Source organism: Streptomyces niveiscabiei (assembly GCF_033794345.1).
In the GTDB taxonomy this organism is placed as follows: Bacteria; Actinomycetota; Actinomycetes; order Streptomycetales; family Streptomycetaceae; genus Streptomyces; species Streptomyces niveiscabiei.
In genome coordinates, this window is the sequence record NZ_JARAYJ010000003.1 from 257,565 (window position 1) to 282,901 (window position 25,337).

At 70.8% G+C, this 25,337-nt stretch carries 19 protein-coding genes and 1 tRNA gene; 14 read left to right on the forward strand and 6 right to left on the reverse strand.

The window, feature by feature from the left end:
* Positions 1–2 precede the first annotated feature (2 nt).
* Positions 3–1,175, forward strand: coding sequence for a metabolite traffic protein EboE (gene eboE / locus PV682_RS05520; RefSeq protein WP_319724592.1), 1,173 nt, complete (start codon positions 3–5; stop codon positions 1,173–1,175).
* A gap of 239 nt (positions 1,176–1,414) precedes the next feature.
* Positions 1,415–2,584, forward strand: a complete 1,170-nt coding sequence (locus PV682_RS05525) for a sugar phosphate isomerase/epimerase family protein (protein WP_319724594.1) — start codon at positions 1,415–1,417, stop codon at positions 2,582–2,584.
* Between the two features lie 68 nt (positions 2,585–2,652).
* Here the strand turns inward: PV682_RS05525 and PV682_RS05530 are convergent, their stop codons facing one another.
* From PV682_RS05530 to PV682_RS05550, 5 genes are all read right to left on the reverse strand, one after another.
* Positions 2,653–4,023, reverse strand: coding sequence for an OFA family MFS transporter (locus PV682_RS05530; RefSeq protein WP_319724596.1), 1,371 nt, complete (start codon positions 4,021–4,023; stop codon positions 2,653–2,655).
* Position 4,024: 1 nt separating this feature from the next.
* Positions 4,025–5,419 carry an OFA family MFS transporter gene (locus PV682_RS05535; protein ID WP_319724598.1) on the reverse strand — a complete coding sequence of 465 codons (1,395 nt, stop codon included), beginning with the start codon at positions 5,417–5,419 and terminating at the stop codon, positions 4,025–4,027.
* Positions 5,420–5,541: 122 nt separating this feature from the next.
* A complete protein-coding gene (locus PV682_RS05540; protein ID WP_319724600.1) occupies positions 5,542–7,689 on the reverse strand; it encodes an acetate--CoA ligase family protein in 2,148 nt (715 codons plus the stop codon).
* A 1-nt stretch (position 7,690) separates the two neighbouring features.
* Positions 7,691–8,947 carry a formyl-CoA transferase gene (gene frc / locus PV682_RS05545; protein WP_319724602.1) on the reverse strand — a complete coding sequence of 419 codons (1,257 nt, stop codon included), beginning with the start codon at positions 8,945–8,947 and terminating at the stop codon, positions 7,691–7,693.
* 11 nt (positions 8,948–8,958) lie between these two features.
* Positions 8,959–10,650 carry a thiamine pyrophosphate-binding protein gene (locus PV682_RS05550; RefSeq protein WP_319724603.1) on the reverse strand — a complete coding sequence of 564 codons (1,692 nt, stop codon included), beginning with the start codon at positions 10,648–10,650 and terminating at the stop codon, positions 8,959–8,961.
* Between the two features lie 440 nt (positions 10,651–11,090).
* On the opposite strand from PV682_RS05550, the gene PV682_RS05555 reads away from it, so the two are divergent.
* The 12 genes from PV682_RS05555 (at position 11,091) to PV682_RS05610 (ending at position 23,927) form a co-directional block, all read left to right on the forward strand.
* Positions 11,091–11,178, forward strand: a tRNA-Leu gene (locus PV682_RS05555).
* 230 nt (positions 11,179–11,408) lie between these two features.
* Positions 11,409–12,698, forward strand: coding sequence for an ABC transporter substrate-binding protein (locus tag PV682_RS05560; RefSeq protein WP_055721221.1), 1,290 nt, complete (start codon positions 11,409–11,411; stop codon positions 12,696–12,698).
* Between the two features lie 6 nt (positions 12,699–12,704).
* Complete coding sequence (locus tag PV682_RS05565; protein WP_319724606.1) at positions 12,705–13,685, forward strand: carbohydrate ABC transporter permease; 981 nt, start codon at positions 12,705–12,707, stop codon at positions 13,683–13,685.
* On the forward strand, positions 13,685–14,581 hold the full coding sequence (locus PV682_RS05570) for a carbohydrate ABC transporter permease (protein ID WP_319724608.1): 897 nt from the start codon (positions 13,685–13,687) through the stop codon (positions 14,579–14,581). The genes PV682_RS05565 and PV682_RS05570 overlap by 1 nt, the downstream gene beginning before the upstream one ends.
* Positions 14,578–17,124 carry a beta-galactosidase gene (locus PV682_RS05575; protein WP_319724609.1) on the forward strand — a complete coding sequence of 849 codons (2,547 nt, stop codon included), beginning with the start codon at positions 14,578–14,580 and terminating at the stop codon, positions 17,122–17,124. Before PV682_RS05570 ends, PV682_RS05575 begins: the two co-directional genes overlap by 4 nt.
* Positions 17,121–18,362 (forward strand): ROK family transcriptional regulator, encoded by a 1,242-nt coding sequence (locus PV682_RS05580; protein ID WP_319724611.1) that lies wholly within the window; start codon positions 17,121–17,123, stop codon positions 18,360–18,362. The genes PV682_RS05575 and PV682_RS05580 overlap by 4 nt, the downstream gene beginning before the upstream one ends.
* Positions 18,363–18,584: 222 nt before the next feature.
* A complete protein-coding gene (locus PV682_RS05585; RefSeq protein ID WP_112482488.1) occupies positions 18,585–19,778 on the forward strand; it encodes an ATP-binding protein in 1,194 nt (397 codons plus the stop codon).
* Positions 19,775–20,176 carry a roadblock/LC7 domain-containing protein gene (locus PV682_RS05590; protein ID WP_010358086.1) on the forward strand — a complete coding sequence of 134 codons (402 nt, stop codon included), beginning with the start codon at positions 19,775–19,777 and terminating at the stop codon, positions 20,174–20,176. The genes PV682_RS05585 and PV682_RS05590 overlap by 4 nt, the downstream gene beginning before the upstream one ends.
* On the forward strand, positions 20,173–20,550 hold the full coding sequence (locus tag PV682_RS05595; RefSeq protein WP_055722928.1) for a DUF742 domain-containing protein: 378 nt from the start codon (positions 20,173–20,175) through the stop codon (positions 20,548–20,550). Before PV682_RS05590 ends, PV682_RS05595 begins: the two co-directional genes overlap by 4 nt.
* Entirely contained in the window at positions 20,525–21,118 is a 594-nt protein-coding gene (locus tag PV682_RS05600; RefSeq protein WP_319724618.1) for a GTP-binding protein, read from the forward strand. Before PV682_RS05595 ends, PV682_RS05600 begins: the two co-directional genes overlap by 26 nt.
* A gap of 25 nt (positions 21,119–21,143) precedes the next feature.
* On the forward strand, positions 21,144–22,490 hold the full coding sequence (locus tag PV682_RS05605) for a cytochrome P450 (protein WP_319724619.1): 1,347 nt from the start codon (positions 21,144–21,146) through the stop codon (positions 22,488–22,490).
* Positions 22,491–22,778: 288 nt separating this feature from the next.
* Positions 22,779–23,927, forward strand: coding sequence for a tryptophan dimethylallyltransferase family protein (locus PV682_RS05610; RefSeq protein ID WP_319724620.1), 1,149 nt, complete (start codon positions 22,779–22,781; stop codon positions 23,925–23,927).
* Between the two features lie 60 nt (positions 23,928–23,987).
* Here PV682_RS05610 and PV682_RS05615 read toward each other — a convergent pair whose 3' ends face one another.
* The gene (locus PV682_RS05615) at positions 23,988–25,271 is read right to left on the reverse strand and encodes a flavin-containing monooxygenase (protein WP_319724621.1); all 1,284 of its coding nucleotides are present in this window, start codon (positions 25,269–25,271) and stop codon (positions 23,988–23,990) included.
* Between the last annotated feature and the right edge of the window lie 66 nt (positions 25,272–25,337).

The following is a 25,337-nucleotide window of genomic DNA, read 5'->3' on the forward strand; positions in this document are numbered from 1 at the left end:
CGATGCGCTTCCGCCACCCCGACGGCTCCACCGTCCACCTCGCGTACTGCACGAACGTCCACCCCGCCGAGACCCTCGACGGCGTCCTCGCGCAACTGCGCGACCACTGCGAGCCCGTACGGCGCCGCCTCGGCCGCGACCGCCTCGGGATCGGCCTGTGGCTCGCGCGGGACGCCGCGCACACCCTGGACACCGACCCGTCCGCCCTGCGCACCCTGCGCACCGCCCTCGACCGGCGGGGCCTGGAGGTCGTCACCCTCAACGGCTTCCCGTACGACGGGTTCGGCACCGGCGAGGTCAAGTACCGCGTGTACCAGCCGGACTGGGCCGACCCCGAACGCCTCGACCACACCACCGCCCTCGCGCGGGTCCTCGCCGGCCTGCTGCCCGACGACGTCACCGAGGGCAGCGTCTCCACCCTGCCGCTGGCCTGGCGCACCCGCCTGGACGAGGAACGCGGCGACAAGGCGTACACCGCGCTGCGCACGCTCGCCGAACGCCTCGACGCGCTGGAGGACCTGACGGGCCGGTCCGTACGCGTCGGACTCGAACCCGAGCCCGGCTGCGTCGTCGAGACCACCGCCGACGCCCTCGCCCCGCTCGCCGCGATCGCGCACCCCCGCATCGGGATCTGCGTCGACACCTGCCATCTCGCCACCTCCTTCGAAGATCCGCACACCGCCCTGGACGCCCTGGCCGCGGCCCGCGTCCCCGTCGTCAAGTCCCAGCTCTCCGCCGCCCTGCACGCCGAGCGGCCCGACCTCCCCGCCGTCCGCGAGGCCCTCGCCGCCTTCGCGGAACCCCGCTACCTGCACCAGACCCGCACGGTCACCGAGGCCGGCCTGCTCACCGGCACCGACGACCTCGCGGAAGCGCTCACCACCGACGCCCTGTCCCGTACGGCGCCCTGGCGCGCGCACTTCCACGTCCCGCTGCACGCGACGCCCGCCGCGCCCCTCACCTCCACGCTCCCCGTCCTGCGCGCCGCGCTGACCCGCCTCGTCGGCGGCCCGCACCCGCTCACCCGGCATCTCGAAGTCGAGACCTACACCTGGCAGACCCTCCCTCCCGCGCTGCGGCCCCGCACCCGCGCCCAGCTCGCCGACGGCATCGCCGCCGAACTGGCCCTGGCCCGCGACCTCCTGACCGGCCTGGGCCTCAAGGAACTCCCCTGAGACCTGCTGAGACCCGGGCCGAGCCCCGGCAGCCGACCCGTTCGACCGCCGTGACTCAACGTAACCACACGCCACTGACAACGGGGTCCGCCGACCGTCGGGCAGCCCCCGCCCTCCGCCGGACGAACCCCAGGTCACCGGCCGGAGAACCGATACGTCACCCCCCGTCGGACAGTCCGCACCACCGACCCGAGAGCGACCCGGAACCGACCCGAAAACCGACCCGAAAGCGAGACACCGTGACCGCGTTCAACGACGAATCCGGCACCGCCGAGGCCCTGCGCCGCACCCTCGGCATCGGCCGCCGCCGCTTCCTCAGCACCTGCACCGCCGCCGCGGGCGCCGCGATAGCCGCCCCCGTCCTCGGCGCCGCGCCGGCCGCCGCCCAGAACCTCGACAGAGGCCAGGGACACGGCCACGGCCACGGCCGTGACGCCCTCGTGCCCGCCAACCGGCGCGGCCTCATCCTGTACACCGTCCGCGACGCCACCGGCCGCGACCCGCTCGCCTCCGACCTGCCCTCCGGGTTCCGCGAGGTCTTCAAGCAGCTCTCCCGGTTCGGCTACCGGCAGGTCGAGTTCGCCGGGTACGGGCAGCACGCGAACGCGCCCGGCGGGGCGAACCTGGAGTCCGTGCAGGGGGCGCGGCTGCTGCGGTCCTGGCTCGACGAGTACGGGCTGCGGGCCCGCGGCAACCACGGGTACATCCCGCCGTCCTGGCCGCTCGTGCCCGCCGAACTGGACACGTTCAAGAAGCACCTGGAGATCGCGAACATCCTCGGCCTGGGGCACATGGGCACCGGCGCCGACCCCACGAGCAGCTCCCACAAGGCCGACTGGGACGTCGCCGCCGACAAGTGGAACGCCCTCGGCGCGATCGCCCGGCGCGCGGGCGTCAAGCTGTACACGCACAACCACGACGCCGCCTACGGCTTCCTCCTCGACTCCGGCCCCCTCGACGCGCAGGGCAGGCCGACCCGCAGCTCCGGCATCCGCAGACTGGAGTACTTCCTCAAGGCCACCGACCCCCGGCTCGTCTGGCTGGAGCTGGACGTCTTCTGGGCCCACGTCGCCCAGTACAAGTTCCACACGTACACCGCCCCCGACGGCTCCACCCGCGAGAAGGTCTTCGACCCGGCGGCCCTGGTCGCCCGCAACAGCCGCCGCTACCCCCTCTTCCACGCCAAGGACGGCACCGTCAACACCACCAACGGCATGGGTTACGACATGGTCCCCTTCGGCACCGGCGACATCGACTACACGACGTTCTTCTCCCGCATCGGCGACCCCGCCTACCGCAACCCCATGGTCGAACAGGACAACGCCCCCAGCACCACCGACCCCGCCCAGTCCCTGACGTACGCCCGCATCGGCTACGACAACCTGGCCTCCCTCAGACGCTGCCGCTGACACACACGCACGCGCGCGTGGACGGCGGAAACGGCCTCCACGCGCGCGTGCTGTCCACCGGCCCGCTCTCAGCCGACCCCGCTCGGTGCGGCGGCCCGGCCCGGCTGCCGCAGCAGCAGGGCGATCACCGCCGCCACCATCGACACGCCTCCCGCGAGCGCGTACGCCCCGTCGTAGCCCCAGGAGGCGACGACGAGGGAGCCGAGGCCGCCCCCGAACAGCCCGCTGATCAGCTTGCCGCTGTACACCAGGCCGTAGTTGGTCGCGTTGTAGTTCTCGCCGAAGTAGTCGGGGGTGAGGGCGGCGAACAGCGGGTAGAACGCGCCCCCGCCGAACCCGGAGAGGAACGCGAAGAACAGGAACAGGGCCTCGCTGCGGACGTCGCCCGCCCAGATGACGCCGAACTGGGCGAGGCCGAGGACGACGATGACGAAGACGAGGGTGGACTTGCGGCCCCAGCGGTCGGAGAGCCAGCCGACGACACCCCGGCCGACGCCGTTGACGACCGCCATGACGCCCATCGAGGAGGCGGCGACGAGCGGGCCGAAACCGACCTCCTTGGCGTAGTCGACCTGGAAGGAGATGCCGAAGATCGAGACACCGGCGGTCATCACCACGGACAGCCACATCAGGGGCAGCATGCCGGTGCGGATGGCCTCCTTGGGGGTGAACTGCCGTACGGCGGGCGGGTTCTTCGCGAGACTCCCCGAGGCCGGCCCGGCGCCCGCGTGCGCGAGCGGATCGACGTCGGCGGGCCACCAGTTCTTCGGCGGGTCCTTGAAGAAGAACGCGCACCCGAACACGACGATCATGATGTAGCAGCCGATGAGGTCCAGTACCCGGTGGTAGTTCGCGGTGTCGAACCCGTAGTTGAAGACGAAGATGAACGGCAGCGACCCGTACGCGAACCCGCCGTTGACGAACCCGGTCCGCGCCCCGCGCCGCTCGGGGAACCACTTGCCGACCATGTTGATGCAGGTCGCGTAGACGAGCCCGGCCCCGATGCCGCCGACCACGCCGAAGCCCACAATCGCCAGCAGGACGTCGTCGAGGTGCGAGAGGGCCAGGAACCCCACGAGACACAGTGCGGAGCCCGCGTACATGGCCTGACGGGCCGTGAGGAGGCCCTTCTCGCGTAACCAGCCGGCCGGGAAGGCGACGCCGGCCTGGAAGAACACCCAGACGCTGAGGATCCAGAACGTGTTCGACTGCGTCCAGCCGTGCGCGTGGGACAGCGTGTCCTCCGCCGAGCCGTACGCGTACTCGAAGACGCTGATCGCCATCATCGCGAGCCAGGGAAGCCAGATCATCAGCTTGCGGGAGTGCCCGAGGATGTCCCGGTCGCTCTCGCCCACGCGGTACACGCGCCCGCGCGCGTCGGTCACTTCACGGTAGGAGACGTTCCGGGAGGAGCGTGCTGCGTACGGATCTGCCGTCATGTCAGGCCATTTCCTCACCGAGCGGATGCGGATTGGGAACGATGCGACGCCGGGCGTGCGGCCTTCCCGGAGCCCTCAGGAACAGCGCCAGGACGGCGGACGCCAGCCCGATCGACCCCGCCAGGACGAACGCGCCCTCGTAGTCCCAGACGCCGACGACGATCGAACCGACGCCGGAGCCCACGAGACCGGAGACGAGCTTGGAGCTGTAGACCATCCCGTAGTTGCTGGCGTTGTTGTTCTCGCCGAAGTAGTCGGCCGTCATCGCGGCGAACAGCGGGAAGATCGCGCCCCCGCCGAACCCGGAGACCATCGAGCAGAACAGAAAGAACGGCATGCTGCCCATCTGTCCGGAGACCAGCACCCCGAACTGGGCGGTGCCGAGGACGACACACACGACGACGAGCGTGTTGCGCCGCCCGTACCGGTCGGAGATCCAGCCGATCACCCCGCGCCCGGTGCCGTTGACGATCGCCTTCAGGGACATCGCGGTGGCCACGATCCCGCCCGCAAACCCCATGTCCTTGCCGAACGGCACCTGGAAGGCGATCCCGAAGATGTTGATCCCGGCCGTGCACAGCAGGCAGAACCACATCATCCACAGCACGGGCGTGCGCGCGGCCTCCCGGGGCGTGTACTGCCGCACCGCGGGCGGGTTCTTCAGCAGCGCCCGCCGGATCTTCGGGTCGTCGGTCATCCGTAACGGATCGACGTCCGCGGGCCACCAGTTCTTCGGCGGGTCCTTGAAGAACCACCCCGCGACCGCGACGACCGTGCAGCAGACCAGCCCCACGGCGATCAGGACGCCCTTGTAGTTGCCGAGGTCCATGTACGAGGTGAACAGGAACACGAACGGCACCGAGCCGTAGGCGAACCCGCCGTTGACCATGCCGGTCTTGCCGCCCTTGCGCTCCGGATACCACTTGCCGACCATGTTCACGCAGGTCGCGTACACCAGGCCGGCGCCGATGCCGCTGCACATCCCGAAGCCCAGATAGGCGACCGTGACGTGCGGCGCGTACGCCAGCGACAGATAGCCCAGCACCGTGCCCAGCGCGCCGAGCAGCATCGCGTACCGCGCGGGGAGCCGTCCGCTCTCCCGCAGCCGGCCCGCGGGGAAGGCCACGGCCGCCTGGAAGAACACCCAGACGCCCATCAGCCAGAAGATGTGCCCGCTGCTCCACAGATGCGCCTCGTGGAGCGTGTCCTCGGCGGACGTGAACGCGTACTCCGAGGAGCTGATGCCGAGCATCCCCATCCAGGGGAACAGCACCATGGTCCAGCGGGGCCGCCCCATGACGTCCCGGTCGCTCTCCCCGATCCGGTACACGCGCCCGTGCCGGTCCGTCACCTCCCTGTAGGGAACGGCTGCGGAGTCGTACCTGGTGGTCTTCATCTGAATGTGCACCCCTTGGCGTCGAAAGAACCGGTAGCCGTCCGTGGCCCATGCCTTCCGTGCGCGAACGGGTCCCGGAACCGGCCGACGCGCACCGTCGGCCGGCCCCCGACCGCCTCACCTCATGAACCACCCCCGAGGAGCCCCGCCGCGCGCGCCCACCGGTACTTGGCGCCCAGCACGGCGACCGGCCGCTCGGTCGTGTACGGGTACGCCACGACCCCCCGCTCGAAGAGGTACTGGCACGCCTCCTCCACCTCGACGTCCCCCGCGAGCGACGCCACGACGGGCTTGTCGACGCCCCGCGCGCGGAACTCGGCCACCACGCGCGCGGTGAGCTCCGCGAAGACCATCGGCGGCGTGACGATCGTGTGCCAGTAACCGAGCACCAGCGCGTGCACGCGCGGGTCCTCAAGACCGAGCCGGATCGTCGCCTCGTACGTCGCCGGAGGCTCGCCGCCGGTGATGTCCACCGGGTTGCCGGCCGCCCCGAACGGCGGGATGAACCGGCGGAACGCCGCGTCGAGGTCCGGCGGGATCTCCATCAGGGACAGCCCGTTGTCCGTCACCGCGTCCGACAGCAGGACGCCGCTGCCGCCCGCGCCCGTGATGATGACGACGTTGTCGCCGCGCGGCGTCGGCAGCACCGGCAACGCGCGCGCGTACTCCAGCATGTCGTGCAGCCCCGGAGCGCGGATCACCCCGGCCTGGCGCAGGATGTCGTCGTAGACGGCGTCGTCGCCCGCCAGCGCGCCCGTGTGCGAGCCCGCGGCCCGCGCGCCCGCCGCCGTCCGCCCGGCCTTCAGGACGACGACCGGCTTCACCGGCACGGTCGCCCGCGCGGCCTCCACGAACGCCCGCCCGTCCTTCAGGTCCTCCAGGTGCATCGCCACGCACTCGGTGTGCGGGTCCTGCGCGAACCACGTCAGCAGGTCGTCCTCGTCCAGGTCCGACTTGTTGCCGAGCCCCACGATCGCCGACACGCCCGTGCGCGTACTGCGCGCGAACCCCAGGATCGCCATCCCGATGCCGCCCGACTGCGAGGTCAGCGCCACCCCGCCCTTCACGTCGTAGGGCGTGCAGAACGTCGCGCACAGGTCCTGCCAGGTCGAGTAGTAGCCGTAGATGTTCGGCCCCAGCAGCCGTACGCCGCAGCGCTCGGCGATCTCCACGATCTCCGCCTGGAGGGCGTCCTCCCCGGTCTCCGCGAAGCCGGAGGGGATCAGCACGGCGTTCGGGATGCCCTTGCGGCCCACCTCCTCCAGGGCGGCGGCGACGAACCGCGCGGGGATCGCGAACACGGCGACGTCCACCTCGCCCGGCACGTCCAGGACACTCCGGTACGCCTTGCGCCCCAGGATGTCGTCCGCCTTCGGGTTGACCGGCAGGATGTCCCCCGCGAACCCGCCGTCGACCAGGTTGCGCATCACCGAGTTGCCGATCTTCCCCGGCACGTCGGACGCCCCGATCACGGCCACCGACCGGGGCCGCATCAGCCGCCCCATCGACGCGAGGATCTCCTCGCGCGTGTAGCGCCGCCGCTCGCGCGCGGGCGCGTCGGACAGGATGATCCGCACGTCCGCCGCGCGCGCCCCCTCAGGGGTCGCGATCACCGGGTTGAGGTCCACCTCGGCGATCTCCGGGAACTCCGCGACCAGCAGCGACACCCGCCGGATCTGCTCAGCGAGCGCCCACCGGTCCACGCCGGGACGTCCCCGCACCCCCTCCAGCACAGGAGCCGCCCGGATCGACGACAGCATCGACAGCGCCTCGTCCGCGCTCACCGGAGCCAGCCGGAACGTGACGTCCTTCAGCACCTCGACGAGCACCCCGCCGAGCCCGAACGCCACCACCTTCCCGAACGTCGGATCGGTCACCGCCCCGACGATCACCTCCTGCCCCTCGGGCAGCAGCTCCTGGATCTGCACGCCCGTGATGCGCGCCTGCGCGTCGTACGCGCGCGCGTTGTCGACGATCCGGTGGAACGCGGCCCGCACCCCTGCCGCCCCCTCGACGCCGACGACCACCCCGCCGGCCTCCGTCTTGTGCAGGATGTCCGGCGACACGATCTTCATCACCACCGGCCCGCCGAACCGCGCCGCGTGCGCCACCGCCTCCTCGACGTCGCGGGCCAGCTCCTCGCCCGGTACGGCGATCCCGTACGCCTCGGCGACCTCCTTGCCCTCCGGCGCCGTCAGCGTCGTGCGTCCCTCGGCGCGCACGGCGTCCAGCACCGCGCGCACGCGTGTCTCCCGGTCCTCGGCGAGCACCTCAGATCACCCCGTCCGACTTCAGCAGCCGCAGTTCGTCGGCGCCGAGGCCCAGCTCGGCGGCGTAGATCTCCTCGTTGTGCTCGCCGAGCAGCGGCGAACTTCTCACCTCGACCGGGGAGTCGGACAGCTTCAGCGGGCTGCCGACCGTCACGAACTCGCCCCGCTCCGGGTGCTCGACGCGCACGATCATCTCGTTCGCGATCAGCGACTCGTCCTCGACGATCTCCTTCGTCGACAGGATCGGCCCGCACGGCACGCCCCGGGCGTTCAGCCGGTCCAGGACCTCCCACTTCGGCAGGGTCGCCGACCACTCCTCGATCAGCTGGAACATCTTGCCCAGCTTCGGGAGCCGGGCCTGCGGGGTCGCCCACTCGGGGTCGTCGGCCAGCTCCGGACGCCCGATCAGCTCGGCGATCGGCCGCCAGCCGACGGGCTGCACGATGACGTACACGTAGTCGTTCGGACCCCCCGGGGCACACCGCACGGCCCAGCCCGGCTGGCCGCCGCCGGACGCGTTTCCGGACCGGGGAACTTCCTCGCCGAAGTCGTCGTTCGGATATTCGGAGAGCGGCCCTCGTGCCAGGCGCTGCTGGTCCCGGAGCTTCACCCGGCACAGGTTGAGTACGGCGTGCTGCATGGCCACGCCGACCCGCTGACCACGCCCGGTTTTCTCGCGCTGGAGCAGGGCCGCGAGGATCCCCGCCACGGCGTGCACCCCCGTCCCCGAGTCCCCGATCTGGGCCCCCGTCGCCAGCGGCGGCCCGTCCTCGAACCCCGTGGTCGACATCGACCCGCCCATCGCCTGAGCGACCACCTCGTACGCCTTGAAGTTGGTGTACGGGCCGTCCCCGAACCCCTTGATGGAGGCATAGACGATCCGTGGATTGATCTCCTGGACCCGCTCCCAGGTGAACCCCATCCGGTCCACCGCGCCGGGCCCGAAGTTCTCGACGAGGACGTCCGAGCGCCGGATCAGCTCGGTGAGGATCTCCTTGCCGCGCTCGGTCTTGGTGTTGAGGGTGATGCTGCGCTTGTTGCAGTTCAGCATCGTGAAGTAGAGCGAGTCGACGTCCGGGACGTCGCGCAGCTGGCTGCGCGTGATGTCCCCGGAGGGCGCCTCCAGCTTCACGACGTCCGCGCCGAGCCAGGCGAGGAGCTGGGTGGCGGAGGGGCCGGACTGGACGTGGGTCATGTCGAGGACCCGGATGCCGTCGAGCGCCTTGCCGGTCGCGCCGGCGGTCAGGGGAGTGGTCATGGGTGCCGACCTCACTTGTACATCGTCTGGTTCATGGTTCCGGGGGCGTACGCGTCCGGGTCGACCCAGACGTTGATCAGCGAGGGCTTGCCCGACTCGCGGGCGCGCCGGAGCGCCGGGCCGATGTCGGCGGGGTCGCGGACCTCCTCGCCGTAGCCGCCGAGCATCCGCGCGAACTGGTCGTAGTGGACGTCGCCGAGGGTGTTGCCGACCCGCTGGCGGGCCTCGCCGTACTTGCGGGCCTGGCCGTAACGGATCTGGTTCATCGAGGAGTTGTTGCCGACGATGCCGACGAAGGGGAGGTCGTAGCGCACGAGGGTCTCGAAGTCCCAGCCGGTCAGGGAGAACGCGCCGTCCCCGAACAGCGCGACGACCTCCTTGTCGGGGCGGGCCTGCTTCGCGGCGAGCACGAAGGGGACGCCGACGCCGAGGGTGCCCAGGGGGCCCGGGTCCATCCAGTGGCCGGGGGACTTGGGCTGTACGACCTGCCCGGAGAAGGTGACGATGTCGCCGCCGTCGCCGATGTAGATGGAGTCCTCGGTGAGGAAGTCGTTGATCTCGCTCACCAGCCGGTAGGGGTGGATCGGCGAGGCGTCGGACCGCAGTTGCGGCAACCGCTTCTCGATCGCGGCCTGTTCGACGGCGCGCAGCTCGTCCAGCCACTCCTTGCGGCCCGCCGCACCGCCGTTGAGGCGCCCCGACGCGGCCTCCGTGACCTGCTTCAGGACCAGTCCCGCGTCGCCGACGATCCCGAGGTCGATGTCCCGGTTCTTGCCGACGGTGCGGTAGTCGAGGTCGATCTGGACGACCGTCGCGTCGGGGGAGAGGCGCTTGCCGTACCCCATCCGGAAGTCGAACGGCGTCCCGACGATCACGATGACGTCGGCGCCGGAGAAGGCGTACCGGCGGGAGAGCTGGAAGTGGTGGGGGTCGCCGGGCGGGAGGGTCCCGCGCCCGGCGCCGTTCATGTAGGCGGGGATGTTGAGGGTGCGGACCAGGTCGATCGCCGCCTCGGTGCCGCGGGTCGTCCACACCTGGCTGCCCAGCAGGATCGCCGGTTTCGCGGCGTGCACGAGGAGGTCGGCGAGCCGTTCGACCGCCTCGGGGTCGCCGGCCGAGCGGGTCGAGGCGCGGTAGGCGCCGGTCTGCGGGACGCGGGCCTTGTCGACGGGGACCTTCGCGTCCAGGACGTCGCGCGGGATCTCCAGGAAGGCGGGGCCGGGGGCGCCGTGGTAGCACTCGCGGAACGCCATCGACACCATGTCGGCGGCGCGGGCCGTGTCCGGGACGGTCGCCGCGAACTTCGTGATCGGCGCCATCATGTCGACGTGCGGGAGGTCCTGGAGGGAGCCCATCTTGTGCTGGGTGAGCGCCCCTTGACCGCCGATCAGGAGCATCGGGGACTCGGCGCGGAAGGCGTTCGCGACGCCGGTCACCGCGTCCGTCGTACCCGGTCCGGCGGTGACGACCGCGCAGCCGGGCTTGCCGGTGATCCGTGCGTAGCCGTCGGCGGCGTGGGCGGCGACCTGCTCGTGGCGGACGTCGACGACTTCTATTCCCTCGTCCACGCAGCCGTCGTAGATGTCGATGATGTGGCCGCCGCAGAGCGTGTAGATGCGGTCGACGCCTTCGGCCTTCAGCGCCTTGGCGACGAGATGGCCGCCGGAGACGGTGCTCCCGGTGTCCTGGGTGTCCTCGGGCATGGCGGAACCTGTCCCTTCGTAGGGGTGGTCGCAGGAGGAAGGAATGCCGTATGCGGCACATTGCATACAGTCGACGAATACTGTATGGACCTTGTTATCCCGCATCCCGGGGGTGCTGTCCAGGGGGTGTGCGGCACTTTCGGACATCCGGATTCCGGCCTCGCGGAGGGTGCCGGGGCGGTGGCCGCCGAGATCGCCGGGCGTGCGCCCCGTGCCGGCCTGCCCCTTCGCGCCCACCGAGGAGGGCCGGAACCCGGCACCCCGCCGCCGGGGCGGTCTTGACGGGCCCGGGTGACCGTGCGATCACTCCCGGTCGCCCGGCCTCGCCGCCTCCCCGCCCAGCCCCCGGCCTGCGGATACGCAGGTGAAACGCACCCCGAAACCTTGGTATTGTTGTCCATGTCGCCGCGGGGAACACCCCCGCGAACGGCAGACACCTTGTCCGGGTGGCGGAATGGCAGACGCGCTAGCTTGAGGTGCTAGTGCCCTTTATCGGGCGTGGGGGTTCAAGTCCCCCCTCGGACACCAGCGAAGACCCCAGTTGATCTGGGGTCTTTTTGCTGTCCCGGGCCGACGTGACCGACCGCGTGACCAACCCGGCGAGGGCCCGCCGAAGCGGAACCTTCCCGAAACTCCTGGGGAACAAGGGCTTGTGGCTCGATTTGATCGAGGGTTAATTTAACCGCCACGCAAAGCCGCGGCTGGCTGTCGTCACCACCTTTCCTGTGCGCTCCCGCACCTCAACCAGGGGATGAGCCATGCCAGTTGACAGAATGCAGATGTCGCGCCGAGGGTTCCTCGGCATGAGCGCAGCGGCCGGGGTCATCACGCTCACGGCCTGCGGGAACTCCGCCTCGGGCTCCAGCGGCGGCCCGCTCGTGATGACGGTGTGGGGCGGCGACAACGACCGCAAGGCGTACCAGGCCCGCATCGACCTGCTGGTCAAGAAGTACCCGGACCTCAAGGTCAAGGTCCAGCTGATCCCCGGCGACTCGTACCCGCAGAAGGTCCAGACGATGATCGCCGGCGGCAACGGGCCGGACATCATGCAGGTCGCCGAGAGCGTCAACACGTACTCCAGCAAGAACCAGCTCCTGCCCCTCGACGACCTCGCCAAGGCGGCGAAGCTCGACCCCGAGCAGCGCTTCGGCCCGGTCGGCTCGCTGTACTCGTACCAGGACAAGCTGTACGCGATCCCGGACCGCTCCGGCGCGGTCACCGTGTTCTACAACAAGGACATGTTCGACAAGAAGGGCATCAAGGCGCCCACCGCTGACTGGACTTGGGACGACACCCTCGCGGCGTTCAAGGAGCTGACGGTCCCCGGCAAGGTGTGGGGCTACAGCGGGGCCGAGTGGTTCCCGCAGTGGTGGAGCCTCGCCTACCAGAACGGCGGCACCATCATCGACGCGAACGGCCGCCCCGCCGTCGACAGCGACGCGGTCGTCGAAGCGCTCCAGTGGGCAGGTGACCTGGTCTTCAAGCACAAGGTCGTGCCCAGCAAGGCGGACTACGCCGACATGGGCCCCGACATCGGCGGCGACCAGGCCTTCCCCAACCAGAAGGTCGCCACCCACGCCAACGGCTTCTGGGTCATGTCGGGCCTGACGAAGACGACGTTCGCCTGGGACATCGCCCCCATGTGGCGCGGCAAGAAGCAGGCCGTGTCGGCGTTCGGCAGCGGCCTCGCCATCTCCCGTACGTCCAAGCAGCGCGACAACGCGTTCAAGGCGATCGACTTCCTCACCTCTCCCGAGGCACAGACGGAGATCATCGCCTCCGGCCAGGACGTGCCGGCCAACCTGGAGGTGCAGAAGAGCCAGGCGTTCCTGAAGCCCGCGTGGATGAAGACCCAGGTGGACATGGGCGTGTTCGCGGAGTCGAGCGCGTTCGTCTTCCGCGCGCCCTTCATCCCCGAGTGGCAGCAGATGATCGACACCATCTCCAACGGCCTCGCCGACTTCTGGCTCGGCAAGGAGCGCAGCGCCAAGAAGGCCCTGACCGCCGTGCAGAAGGACCTTGAGGCCCTCATCAAGTCCGGGTCATGACCGACGATGGCGACCACGACCGCACCGACCCCGCCGCCTGAAGCCCCGGCGGCCACGAAACCCCCCACCGCACCGGGGAAACCGAAGCTCTCCAAGCGCCGGCGCCGCGAGGCCCTCGCCTTCTACCTGTTCATCTCGCCGTGGGTGATCGGCTTCCTGGTCTTCCTGCTGGGGCCGATGATCGCGTCGGTCTACTACTCCCTGACCGACTGGGACTCCTTCAACTCGCCCCAGTGGGTCGGCTTCCAGAACTACACCAGGCTCCTCACGGACGACCCGGTGTTCTGGAAGGCCCTGTGGAACACCCTCTACTACGCGGCGATCTCGGTCCCCCTCGGCCTGATCCTCGGCCTGTGGCTGGCGAACCTGCTCAACAAGCAGATCCGCGCCCGCAAGCTGCTGCGCACCCTGATCTACCTGCCCACGCTGATCCCGCTGGTCGCCACCGCGATGATCTTCCGGATGGTGCTCGCGCCCAACGGCCCGATCAACGACTTCCTCGGCCTGTTCGGCGTCTCAGGCCCCAACTGGCTGTTCGACGGCCCCTGGGTCAAGCCCGCCCTCATCCTGATGTCGGCGTGGGGCGCGGGCGCCGCGACCGTGCTGCTGCTCGCCGCGATGAAGGGCATCCCGCGTGAGCTGTACGAGGCGGCCGAGGTCGACGGCGCGAGCGCGACCCGGCAGTTCTGGAGCATCACGCTGCCGCATCTGACGCCCATCATCTTCTTCAACCTGATCATGGGCCTGATCGGCGCCTTCCAGGTGTTCTCGCAGGTCTACATCCTGGTCTCCAAGGGCAAGAACCCCGCCGGCTACGACGCGGCCCAGACGATGGTGCCGTTCCTGTTCGACCAGGCGTTCGGCTACTACAAGATGGGCTACGCCTCGGCGATCTCCTGGCTGCTGTTCCTGGTGATCCTCGTCTTCACGGTGATCGCCTTCCGCACCACCCGGCGCTGGGTGTTCTACGAGACCGAGGTGAAGTGATGGCGACCCTCGCCACCCCGCTGCGCAGGAAACGCCAAGAGGCCCCCGCCGTACGGGCGTTCCGCGCGACCCCGTTCACCTACGGCACCCTGCTGATCGTCGCGGCGGTCCTGACCACCCCGCTGGTCTTCGTCGGCTCGATCGCGCTGTCGAGCGACGCCACCGTGAACTCCGGCTCGTTCACGGTCATCCCGCGGGAGTTCCACTGGGACAACTTCTCCCGGGTCTTCAGCACCGACCTGCCGGTGGGCACCTTCCTGCTCAACTCCGTGCTCATCTCGCTGTTCTCGGTGGCGGGGCAGATCCTCTCCAGCGGCCTCGTCGGCTACGCCTTCGCCCGCCTGCGGGCGCCGGGCAAGAACGCGATGTTCCTGATCGTCATCGCGACCATGATGATCCCGACGCAGATCACGATGATCCCCCAGTTCATCCTCTTCCGGGACCTCGGCTGGGTGAACACCTTCCTGCCGCTGATCGTGCCGAACTTCTTTGCCAACGCCTTCAACGTGTTCCTGGTACGGCAGTTCGTCTCCCGGCTGCCCAGCGAGCTCGACGAGGCCGCGATGATGGACGGCCTGGGCTTCTTCGGCATCTACCGGCGGATCATGTTCCCGATGCTCAGGCCGGTCCTGATCGCCATCGGCATCTTCACCCTCACTCACACCTGGGGCGACTTCATGGGCCCCCTGATCTACCTCAACGACGAGTCGAAGATGCCGCTCGCGCTGGGCGTGCAGTACATCACCGCGACCTCGCAGGCCGGTCAGGCACCGCCCTGGAACCTGGTGATGGTCGGCTCGATCCTGCTCGCCCTCCCCATGATCATCGTCTACTACATCGGACAGAAATACCTCTACGAGATGGACATCAGCGGCGGAAGCGCGGGAGTGAAGTGACCACCATCCATGCGGACGGCCGGGCGGTGTGGATCGACGGCCGCCCCCGCACCCTCCTGTGCGCCTCCCTCTTCTACTTCCGCCTCCCCCGGGAGCAGTGGCGCGCGCGCCTCGCCCAGGTGAAGGCGTCCGGCTACACCTGCGTCGACGTCTACCTGCCGTGGAACTTCCACGAACTCGCCCCGGGGCAGTGGTCGTTCGAGGGCCGCCGGGACGTCGCCGCGTTCCTCGACCTCGCCCACGAGCAGGGCCTGTACGTCATCGCCCGCCCCGGCCCCTACATCTGCTCGGAGTGGGACGGCGGCGCGCTGCCCGCCTGGCTGGGCCTGGACCCGGAGTTGAGGGTCCGTCAGAACGAGCCGCGCTACCTGGAGCAGGTCACCGCCTGGTTCGACCAGGCGCTGCCCCTGCTGGCCGAACGCCAACTCCCGTCCGGCGGGCCGGTGATCATGGTGCAGCTGGAGAACGAGCTGGACTTCTTCGACTGCGCGGACCGGGAAGGGTACGTAACCGCCCTGCGGGACACGGCACTTCGGCACGGCATCACCGTCCCGCTGATCGCCTGCTCCGGGCAGGGCGACATCGCGGGCGCCACCGGTGACGTCGACGGGGTCGTACCGGCCTGCAACTTCTACCCCGACGACGACTCCCCGGACATCGAGCCCGAAGTCCGGCACTACGCCGACCTGTTGGCGCGGCGGGACGTCCCGCTGCTGGTCACCGAGACCAACCGGCGCCACCGCACCCTGCGCCGGCTGCTCGCGAGCGGGGCCAAGCTGATCGCGCCGTATCTCCAGGCGTCCGGCTGGAACTTCGGCTACACCCCGTCCACCGGGAACTGGGGCAGCCCCGGCAACTTCATGAGCCACGGCTACGACTTCGGCGGCTACGTCTCCTCGACCGGCGTCGAACGTCCCGAGTTCACCGAGGCCAGGCTCCTCGCGAAGGTCCTCGACACCTGGGGCGACCGCCTGGCCCTCGCGACGCCGGGGGATCAACTCCCGGACGTCCACTGCGACTTCGCGACCAGCTCGACGGCCGCCACGCTCGACCTGCCGGGCGGCGGGCACCTCGTCGCCGTACCGCACCTGGGGACGGCGGAGGGTACGGCCGTCGTCGGCGGCACCTCCGTCGCCGTCGCCCCCGACTCGTGCCCCCTGATGGCCGTCGGCGTCCCCCTGGACCCCTGGGGGATCGACGCCACGCTGGCCCTCGCCTCGGCGGACCTCGTCGCGGCCGGGGAGGGCACCCTGGTGTTCGCCTCCACGGTCCCGGTGACCGTCGTCATCGGGGAGGAGCGCGTCCTCGTCCCCGTCCCGGGGCGGGCGGAGGTCGCGGGAGCGACGGTCGTCGTGCTGGCGCCGGACGAGGCGGTGCGGGTGCGCGAGGTCGGTGCGGGCGGCGCCGTCGGCCTCGCCGACGCCGTACCCGCGCCGGTCGTCGAAGAGCCGGCCGGGGTGGAGGAGGTGCGGGTGCGGACGGAGTCGGCGCCCGAGAAGGCGGCCGGGGTGCACGCGCTGCCGCCCGCCCTTGAGGCCCTCGGCGTGTACCGGGGGCGCGGCGCCTACCGGGCCGTCACCGACCTGACCGGCGTCGACGAACTGCTGCTCACCGGGGCCGCCGACATCGTGGACCTGACGGTCGCGGGGCGCGCCCACCCGACGCTCACCGGGTTCGGGGCCGCCCGTTCCATCGGCGTACGGGACGTGACGGGCACCGTCGCCGTCGAGGCCGTCGTCGAGATCTGGGGGCACGCCAACTTCGACGACGCCCGGCTGCCCGCGCTCAGGCTCGGCGCGCTGCGGGGGCTCGGGCGGCTGTGGAAGGTCCGCGAGTCGGCCGACGTGTCCGCGGTGTGGACGGTCGCCGGCCACTGGGCGGGCGGGCCCGCGCCGCTGCGGACGCTCGGCGGCTGGAGCAGCACACGGGTCGGGACGCCGGTCACCTACACCCGTACCGTGCACGCCGCGAGCGATGCCGCGTTGCAGGTGCAAGGGGTCGTGGAGCCGATCACGGCGCGCGTCGACGGAGGTGAGCCGCAGGTCCTGAACGCCGAGAACCCGTGGCTGCTGCTGTCCCCCGGCACCCATGCCATCGCCCTGACCTGGCCGCATCACCCGAGCGGTCCGGGGCTGCGGGCGCGGCTGCTCGGCCTGGACGCCGTCGAGGAGTGGTCCTGCGCGGTGCAGGACGACGTGCTGCTCACCGAGTTCGCGGGCACACGCGGCCTCGCGGAGGTCGTACGGCTGCCGCTGGCGCTGAAGCCGGGCGAGGAGCGGTGGATCGACCTCGATCTCCCGGACGACACCGGGCGGTTGATCCGGCTCGACGCCTCGCAGGTACGGGTCACCGGGTGGGCCGGCGGGGAGTGCCTGGGGCGGGTCTGGGCCGGGGAGCGGCCCGAGTTCTCCGGCGGGAACCCGGACGCGCTGTGGGTGCCGCGCGGCTGGCCGGGCCCGGTCACCCTGCTCGCGCGGGGAATGGAGGGGCGGGGCGAGCCGGAGATCCGTACCCTGACGCTGGAGCCGGCGACAAGAGAATGACCGAGGGGGAGCGCGTGGCGCGGCACACGGCACGGGACCTGCGCGGCGAGAACCGGTTCGCGGTGCTGCACGCGCTGTTCGACCTCGGTCCCTCCTCCCGCCAGGAGCTGGCCCGGCACACCGGGCTCAGCCAGGCGACCGTCACGACCCTGGTCGGCGAGTTCCTCGCGGAGGGCGTCCTCGTCATCGCGGCGCGCGAGCGCGGCGGCGTCGGCCGGCCCTACGAGCGGCTCGCCATCGACCCCGACCGGGGCCGGATCGTCGGCGTCGACGTCGCCGAGACCTACGTCGACGCCACGGTCTACGACCTGACCCTGGGCGTCCTCGGCCAGGGTGAGGTGGCGCTCGACGAGCACGAGAACGGGCAGGGGTACGTCGTCGACGGCATCGTCTCCGCGATCGGGCGGGCCGTCGAGGCGGGCGGCGTCGCGCGGGAGCGGATCGTCGGCGTCGGGGTGAGCATGCCGGGCCATGTCCACCCCGGGGCGGGCGTCTCGGTGTTCGCCCCGAACTGGGCCTGGCACGACGTACGGATCGAGGAACTCCTCGCCGCCCGGCTGGAGTTGCCCGTCCACGTCGACAATCCGCTGAAGGCGGTCGCGCTGTCCGAGATGTGGTTCGGGGTGGGGCGGAGCGTCGACAGCATGGCCGTCGTCAACCTCGGTACGGGCGTCGGCGCCGGCCTCGCCCTGGGCGGCTCGCTGATCCGGGGCGCCACCAACAACGCGGGGGAGTGGGGGCACACGCTCCTGGAGCTGGACGGCCGCCCGTGCCGCTGCGGGCGGCGCGGCTGCGTCGAGGCGTACGTCGGGGCGGCCGGCCTGGAGGCGACGCTCGCCGCGATCGCGCCGGACCACCCGGCACTGCGGCGCAGGGGGCAGCGGGACTTCGTGGTCGCCGTCGCCGAGGGGCTCGCGGCGGGCGACCCCGCGGTGGCGGAACTCCTCGCGCGCACCGCGCGTTATCTGGGCGCGGCGCTCGGGGACCTGGTCAATCTGCTGAACGTGCCGACGGTCACGCTGACCGGCTGGATGTCCCGCGCGCTGGCCGACCGGCTCGTCCCGGCCGTCCGCGAGGAGCTGCCCCGGCACGTCCTGCCGGGCTCGCTGCCGGGGCTGACGGTCCAGGCGTCCCCGGTGCCGGGGAACGCCGTCGCGCTGGGCATGGCAGCGTTCACGCTGGAGGGGTTCCTGGAGCGGCTGGGGCTGGCGAGCCCGGCACGCGCGCGGGTCCAGTAGGCCGTCTCGCCGCCCTCCGCCACCCCGCAACTGACTGACCGTCAATGTCCGTTCAGGCCACGGGATTGGCGGTTCTTGACCGGTTCTCGCGGTGATACGATCACGGCGCTTGCAGAGCGGGCGGATGGGTGCACGACGATGCCCCCGGTGCGGGCGGTCTGCCGGTCCCCCCGCATTGACGGGAATTCAGCTACTGGCCGTCAGTCGCCTGAAGAGAGTCTTATGACGCATTACATACAAAGCCCGGCTTTTTGGGCTCTCCTTGCCTTGCTGGCGCTCCTGGCCCTCGCGGTCGCCGTCATCGGCCGCCTGCGCCAGACCGCCCGGGGGCTGAGGCAGGAGGTCGCCGGCCTCAGAACGCATTACTCCGAACTGGAGAACCAGTACACGGAATCCGTCGAAGCCGCCCAGGAAAGGGCGGAAGAGGCGACGAAAACCGTACTGAAATCCGCGATGCGCACCCTCCAGGGCCTCGCCCTGGAACAGCAGCTCATCGTCTCCCGGCTCCAGAACAAATACGGCGACTCGGTCATGCTCCAGGACCTCCTGGAGATCGACCACACCAACTCCCAGTTCGGCCGCCGCGCCCAGTCCATCGCGGTGCTCTGCGACGGCTGGCTCGGCCGCCAGCGCGACGTCGCCTCCGTCTACGACGTCGTGCGCAGCGCCCAGGGACGTGTCCGGCACTACCGGCGCATCGAGATCCTCTCGCAGGTCGACTTCGGCATCACCAGCCGCGCCGTCGAACCCGTCGCGCTCGCCCTCGCGGAAATCCTCGACAACGCCACCAGCTATTCCAGCCCGGACACCGTCGTCGAGATCAACATTCGAACCGTCCCCAAGGGAATCTGCATAGTCGTCGACGACGCCGGTGTCGGCATGAACGACGAGGAACGCGTCAAGGCGGAGAAACTCCTCTCCAGCGAACGCGTCACCGGAGTCTCCGCGCTCGGGAATCCCCCGCAGTTCGGCTTCGCGGTCATCGGCGTGCTCAGCGAGCGCTTCGGCTTCGAGGTGTCCGTCGACTCCTCCTCCCCGTACGGCGGCGTCCGCGCCGTCCTGCTCCTGCCGCACGACCTCCTCACCGGCGCTCCTCAACAGAAGGAGCCCGCGCCGGTCGTCACCACCGTCACCGCGCCCGAGTACGGCGGGCCCGAGGCGACGCCGCTCGCCACCGCCACGACCTCCGACGGCCTGCCCAAGCGGCGCCGCAAGCGGCCGATGGCGATCGTGCCGGGCACCTCGGACGACACCGCCTCCCGCTCCACCGGCCGCGGGCGGTCCGGCGCCGAGACCGCCGCGATCATGGGCGCCTTCCAGCGCGGCACCCAGTCCGGCCGGGCCGGCCGCGGCGACGGTCCGGACCAGACGAGCAGCACAAGAGGTGCGAGCAGCGAAGGGCATGATGTCTCGTGAACGCCGATCTGTCATGGATGCTTGACAGCGCCCTGGAGATTCCAGGCGCCCTGCACGCCGTCCTGATCTCCGCCGACGGGCTCCTGATGGCCCGCACCAAGGAGTTCGACAAGGACAACGCCGACCGGGTGGCCGCCGCGATGAGCGGTGTCCAGTCGCTCAGCCGCTCGCTCGCGTTCTTCTGCGAGGACCGCTCCCAGCAGTGGCGCCAGACCCTCGTCGAGTTCGACGGCGGCTGGGTCTTCCTCATCTCCGCCGGGGAGGGCGCCTACCTCGGCGTCTCCGCGACCCCCGAGGTCGACATGCAGGACATCACGTTCCGCATGCAGCAGCTCGTCGGCCAGCTCGGCAAGGCGCTCACCACGCCGCCGCGCGAGAACATCGGCGTCCAGGCATGAGCGGATACGGCGAACTCGAACCCCAGACGCCGGAGTTAGTGCGACCGTACGTCATCACCAGGGGGCGCGGACTGCCCGACGAGGGCCAGCTCTCGCTCATCACCCTGGTCACGGCCGCCCCCGGCGACCGGCGCCGCCCGACCCGGCTCACCCCCGAGGAACAGAGCCTCCTCGACATCTGCGACGCCGGCTACCTGTCCGTCGCCGAGATCGCCGGCCACACCCAACTGCCCCTGGGCGTCGTGAAGATCCTCCTCGCCGCACTCGTCGAGGCCGGTCATCTCGTCACCCGACCGCCCGTCCAGCGGGCCCCCCTCGCCGACCGGGAAATCCTGGAGGAGGTGCTGAATGGTCTCCGCGCAAAGTTTGGATGAGACGGCGTACGTCCGCGGCGGCGAGCAGCAGACGGCCGTCAAGATCCTCGTCGTCGGCCACTTCGCGGTGGGCAAGACCACGTTCATCGGGGCGATCTCCGAGATCGAGCCGCTGACCACCGAGGAGACGATGACCCGGGCCGCCGAGTCCGTCGACGACCTCAAGGGCGTCCAGGGCAAGACCACCACCACGGTCGCCATGGACTTCGGCCGCCTCACCATCAGCGACCGCGTCGTGCTCTACCTGTTCGGCACCCCCGGACAGCAGCGCTTCGTCCAGATGTGGGAGGACATGGCGCGCGGCGCCCTCGGCGCCCTCGTCCTCGTCGACCCCGAACGGCTCGCCGACTCCTTCAACGTCATCGACCTCATCGAGCAGTACGGCCTCGACTACGCCATCGCCGTCAACCACTTCGACGGCACGCCCCCGCGCGACGAGGCGGCCCTGCGCGAGGCGCTCGACCTGCTGGCCGAGACCCCGATCGTGACCTGCGACGCGCGCGACGAGAAGTCCTCGGCCGAGGCGCTGATCAAGCTGGTCGAGTACCTGATGGCACGCTCCCACTGACACCCACGAGGCAGACCAAGCAGACATGGACGACGACCGATCCACCACCCCGGTGCCCCCGCCCGGGTGCCCGGCGCACAACTCGGGCGGCCGAGTGCCGCTGTACGGGCCGGAGTTCGCGGCCGACCCCCAGGCGTACTACGGCTACCTGCGCCACTACGGGCCGACCGCCCCGGTGGAACTCGCCCCCGGCGTCGAGGCCACCCTCGTCACCGACTACGCCACCGCCCTCCAACTCCTCCAGGACACCGGCTCGTTCCGCAAGGACGCGCGCCGCTGGCGGGACTTCAACGACGGCAAGGTCGCCCCGGACAGCCCCGTGGCCCCGCTGCTCGCCTACCGGCCCAACTGCATGTTCAGCGACGGCGCCGAACATCTGAGGCTCCGTCAGGCCGTCACCGACAGCCTCGCCAGGATCGACTCCCGGGCGCTCGGCCAGAGCATCGAGCGGATCTCCGGCTACCTCATCTCCCAGTTCTCCACGCGCGGTTCGGCCGACCTCCTCGGCGACTACGCCAAGCAGCTCCCGCTGTTCGTCTTCAACGAACTCTTCGGCTGCCCCGCCGACATCGGCGACCGCGTCCTGTTCGGCATCTCCGGCATGTTCGACGGCGTCAACGCGGAGAAGAGCGCCGAGGTCCTCTACCAGGCCATCGGCGAACTCGTCGTCCTCAAGCGCTCCCGGCCCGGCGAGGACGTCACCACCTGGCTGATGCGCCACCCGTCCGCGCTCACCGACGAGGAGATGGTCCACCAGCTCGCCCTCCTCCTCGGCGCCGGCATCGAACCGCTGCGCAACCTCATCGGCAACACCCTGCACCGGCTCCTCACCCACGACCGGTACGGCGGGGGCGGCGGCCTCATCGAGGAGGCGATGGACGACACCCTGTGGGAGAACCCCCCGATCTCGAACTTCGCCGCCCACTACCCCTCCGCCGACCTGGAGTTCGCCGGCCACCAGGCAGCCGAGGGCGACCTCGTGCTCGTCAGCTTCACCGCCGCCAACACCGGCCCCGCGCTGAGTGCCGCCCGGCAGGCCGGCAGCAACCGCGCCCACCTCTCCTGGAGCGCGGGACCGCACGCCTGCCCCTCCAAGGAGCCTGCGCGGCACATCGCCGTCGCCGCCATCGAGAACCTCCTCAACCAGCTCCCCGACGTCGAACTCGCCGTCCCCGAAGGCAGCCTGACCTGGCGTCCGGGGCCCTTCCACCGGGCGCTCGCCGCGCTGCCCGCGCGCTTCACGCCGGTCCAGCCTGTGCACAAGCCCGCGCCGCAGCCGCGTACGCAGGCCCCGGCGCCCAGCGCCGACGCCGGGCGGCGGCCCGAACGCGGGGGCGTGTGGAGCCAGTTCCTCAACTGGCTCACAAGGTGATTCACACAACATCCACAGGGTTCGCCCCAACCGCATGAAGGTTCGTCACCGGGGGTAGTGAGCAACGCGGTATCCGTGTTGCTCATGAGACGAAGGAGGTGTCATGGACCTCAGGTTCCGCGACACCACTGCGCTCCGGCGCCCCGTACGGCAAGCCCGCAGCGGACCGTACATAACCGGGGGGCGGTCGCACGCCCCCACCCCGACGGACCAACTCCACAGCAGCGACCGCGAGATACCCGCCCGACAGGGCGGGTATTTCCACGTCGGCGGTCCGGAGGTGGCGCGATGAACACCACCGCGCCCCGGCCCGGCGACGGCGCGCCCACCCTCGGGGCCCTCACCGTCGGCCAGTTGCTGCGCCTGTGCGACGTCTCGGGGCTCGCCCCCGCCGACGCCGAGCACTACGCCGCCGTCCTGCTCACCGCCCTCGGACCCGTAGCCGAACGGCCGTTGGACCTGCCGCCGCCCACCCGCACCTTCCTCTCCGACGACCACACCCCCGTCGAGTTCTCCCTCGCCCACCTCCCCGGCAGGCCGCCCGCCCTGCGCGTCCTCATCGAACCCGGCTGCCTGGAACCGGACTTGGCAGGCAACGGCCGTACCGGGCTCGCCGTCGTCCGTGAACTCGCCCGCGCCTGGGACTTCTCCACCGGTCAACTCGACGCGCTCACCGACCTGTTCCTCCCCGACGACCCCCACGGGCCGCTGGCCCTGTGGATCGCGCTGGAACTGCGGCCCGGTGGGGTCCCGGCCGTCAAGGTCTACCTCAACCCCTCCGCCCCGGGCCCCGAGCACGCGGCGGCGACCGTGCGCGAAGCACTTCAACGCCTGGGCCACGACAAGGCGTTCGCGTCGCTGCCCGACGCCGACGGTTACCCCTTCCTCGCCCTCGACCTCGGCGACTGGGACACACCCCGGGCGAAGGTCTACCTCCGGCACGACGACCTCACCGCCGCCCGCGCCGGGACCCTCTCCAGGACCGTACCCGGGCCGTCCGCCGGGGAGATCGAGGAGTTCCTCACGCTCGCCGGGGGCTTCGACGAGGCTCCGGGCGACGCCCGTCTACACGTGCCACTGGCCGGACGGCCCGGGCTGACCTGCCACGCGTTCACCGAGAACCGGACCGGGCGGCCCAGCGGGTTCACCCTCCATGTCCCGGTCCGTGACTACGTCCGCCACGACGGGGACGCCCTCGGCCGCGCGGCCCGCGCCCTGCGGCGGCACGGCATGGACCCGGCGGGCCTGCGGCGGGCCCTGGGCGCGCTCACCTCGCGGCGGCCCGAGGACGGCGCCGGGCTCATCGCCTATCTGGCGCTCGTCCATCAGGAGGGGCGGCCGACGCGGATCACCACGTATCTCTCGGCCGAGGCGTACGAGGTGCGGGCGCCGCTGGTGCGGATGCCGGCGCGTGCCGGGGTGCTGTCCGACATCTGATATGTCATGAGCATGGCATGAAATGCCGAGGGGAGTGGGGGACTCCCCTCGGAGCGCGGCTCACTCCGCGCGCAGTTCCTCCAGGTACTCCGCCACGCCGACCTGCGTCGACGAGCCTTCCGTCCGGCCGTACTGGCCTGCGATCCCGGCGAGGTAGTCCGCGATCTCCTTGCGCATGACCTCGGGGGCCGGGAGGGACGCCTCGCCCGTGAGGACGCGGGCGATCCAGCGGGCCTGCGCCTCGACGAGGCGGGTGATGGAACCCAGCGGGCGGACCATGCCGGTGAAGTACAGGCCCGGCCGGTCGGCCGCGACGACCCGCTTGTACAGCTCCACCGCGCCGCCCGGCCCGGTCGGGCAACCGGCGGGCAGGAACGGGAAGTCCATGCGGTAACCGGTGCAGTAGACGATCGTGTCGGCGGCCACGGACGTGCCGTCGGTGAACACGACCCGGCGCCCGTCGAGGCGCTCGACCGCCGGTTTCGCGGTCACCTCGCCGTGCTGTATCCGGCTGAGGATCTCGTCGGAGATCGTGACCGCCGACGCGAACAGCGGGTGGTCGGGCTCGGGGAGGCCGTAGTCGGAGATCTTGCCGCGCACGACGAGCAACGCCTGCTCGATCAGGCGCCGTTGCTCCTCCAGCGGCATCGCCGTCCACCAGGGCGCGTCCGCGATCTCGTCCAGGGACATGCCGAAGAGCTGCTTCGGCAGGACGTGCAGCCCCCGGCGCACCGAGATCACCGTGTGCGCGGCGTGCCGGGACAGGTCGGCGGCGATGTCCACCGCCGAGGCGCCGAGGCCGACGACCACGGCCCTGCGGCCGGTGAAGTCGCTGCCGTCGCGGTAGTCCAGGGCGTGCAGAATCGTTCCGTCGAAGGTGTCGGCGCCGTCGGGGAGGGCGGGCATGACCGGCTGCGTGTTGTGGCCCGAGGCGACGATCACGTGGCTGAAGCCGCGTGTCGTCGTGCCGTCCGGGCCCTTGCTGACGACCGTCCACGAGCCGTCGTCCTCCTGGTGGACCGACTCGACCTCGGTGTTCAGCTCGATGTGGTCCAGCAGGTCCGCCCACTCCGCGAACGACCGCAGGTACGCGGCGACCTGGCTGTGCCGGGGATACAGCGGGTACGAGGCCGGCATCGGGAAACCGGCGTAACCGGTGAGCTGCTTGGCCGTGTTGAGGTGCAGCGACAGGTAACCGGGGCCGCGCTCACCGGCGTCCGGCATGCGCCACAGGCCGCCGACGTCCGGCGCCTTCTCCAGGCAGACGAACTCGACGCCGTGCTCCTTGAGTTGGCGCGCCGTCGCCAGTCCCGACAGGCCCGCACCGATCAGGCAAACTCGCACGCTGCTTTCCCCACTTCCCGCACAGGAACGGCACGATCCTCTCGCTCAACGGGGATTGACATGCCC

What these genes read in the sequence shown, in the direction of transcription:
- eboE (WP_319724592.1), top strand. Translation starts at nt 3, where the DNA reads ATGCGCTTCCGCCACCCCGACGGCTCCACCGTCCACCTCGCGTACTGC.
- PV682_RS05530 (WP_319724596.1), bottom strand. Translation starts at nt 4,023, where the DNA reads ATGACGGCAGATCCGTACGCAGCACGCTCCTCCCGGAACGTCTCCTAC.
- PV682_RS05535 (WP_319724598.1), bottom strand. Translation starts at nt 5,419, where the DNA reads ATGAAGACCACCAGGTACGACTCCGCAGCCGTTCCCTACAGGGAGGTG.
- frc (WP_319724602.1), bottom strand. Translation starts at nt 8,947, where the DNA reads ATGACCACTCCCCTGACCGCCGGCGCGACCGGCAAGGCGCTCGACGGC.
- PV682_RS05550 (WP_319724603.1), bottom strand. Translation starts at nt 10,650, where the DNA reads ATGCCCGAGGACACCCAGGACACCGGGAGCACCGTCTCCGGCGGCCAT.
- PV682_RS05560 (WP_055721221.1), top strand. Translation starts at nt 11,409, where the DNA reads ATGCCAGTTGACAGAATGCAGATGTCGCGCCGAGGGTTCCTCGGCATG.
- PV682_RS05565 (WP_319724606.1), top strand. Translation starts at nt 12,705, where the DNA reads ATGGCGACCACGACCGCACCGACCCCGCCGCCTGAAGCCCCGGCGGCC.
- PV682_RS05570 (WP_319724608.1), top strand. Translation starts at nt 13,685, where the DNA reads ATGGCGACCCTCGCCACCCCGCTGCGCAGGAAACGCCAAGAGGCCCCC.
- PV682_RS05580 (WP_319724611.1), top strand. Translation starts at nt 17,121, where the DNA reads ATGACCGAGGGGGAGCGCGTGGCGCGGCACACGGCACGGGACCTGCGC.
- PV682_RS05585 (WP_112482488.1), top strand. Translation starts at nt 18,585, where the DNA reads ATGACGCATTACATACAAAGCCCGGCTTTTTGGGCTCTCCTTGCCTTG.
- PV682_RS05595 (WP_055722928.1), top strand. Translation starts at nt 20,173, where the DNA reads ATGAGCGGATACGGCGAACTCGAACCCCAGACGCCGGAGTTAGTGCGA.
- PV682_RS05600 (WP_319724618.1), top strand. Translation starts at nt 20,525, where the DNA reads ATGGTCTCCGCGCAAAGTTTGGATGAGACGGCGTACGTCCGCGGCGGC.
- PV682_RS05605 (WP_319724619.1), top strand. Translation starts at nt 21,144, where the DNA reads ATGGACGACGACCGATCCACCACCCCGGTGCCCCCGCCCGGGTGCCCG.
- PV682_RS05610 (WP_319724620.1), top strand. Translation starts at nt 22,779, where the DNA reads ATGAACACCACCGCGCCCCGGCCCGGCGACGGCGCGCCCACCCTCGGG.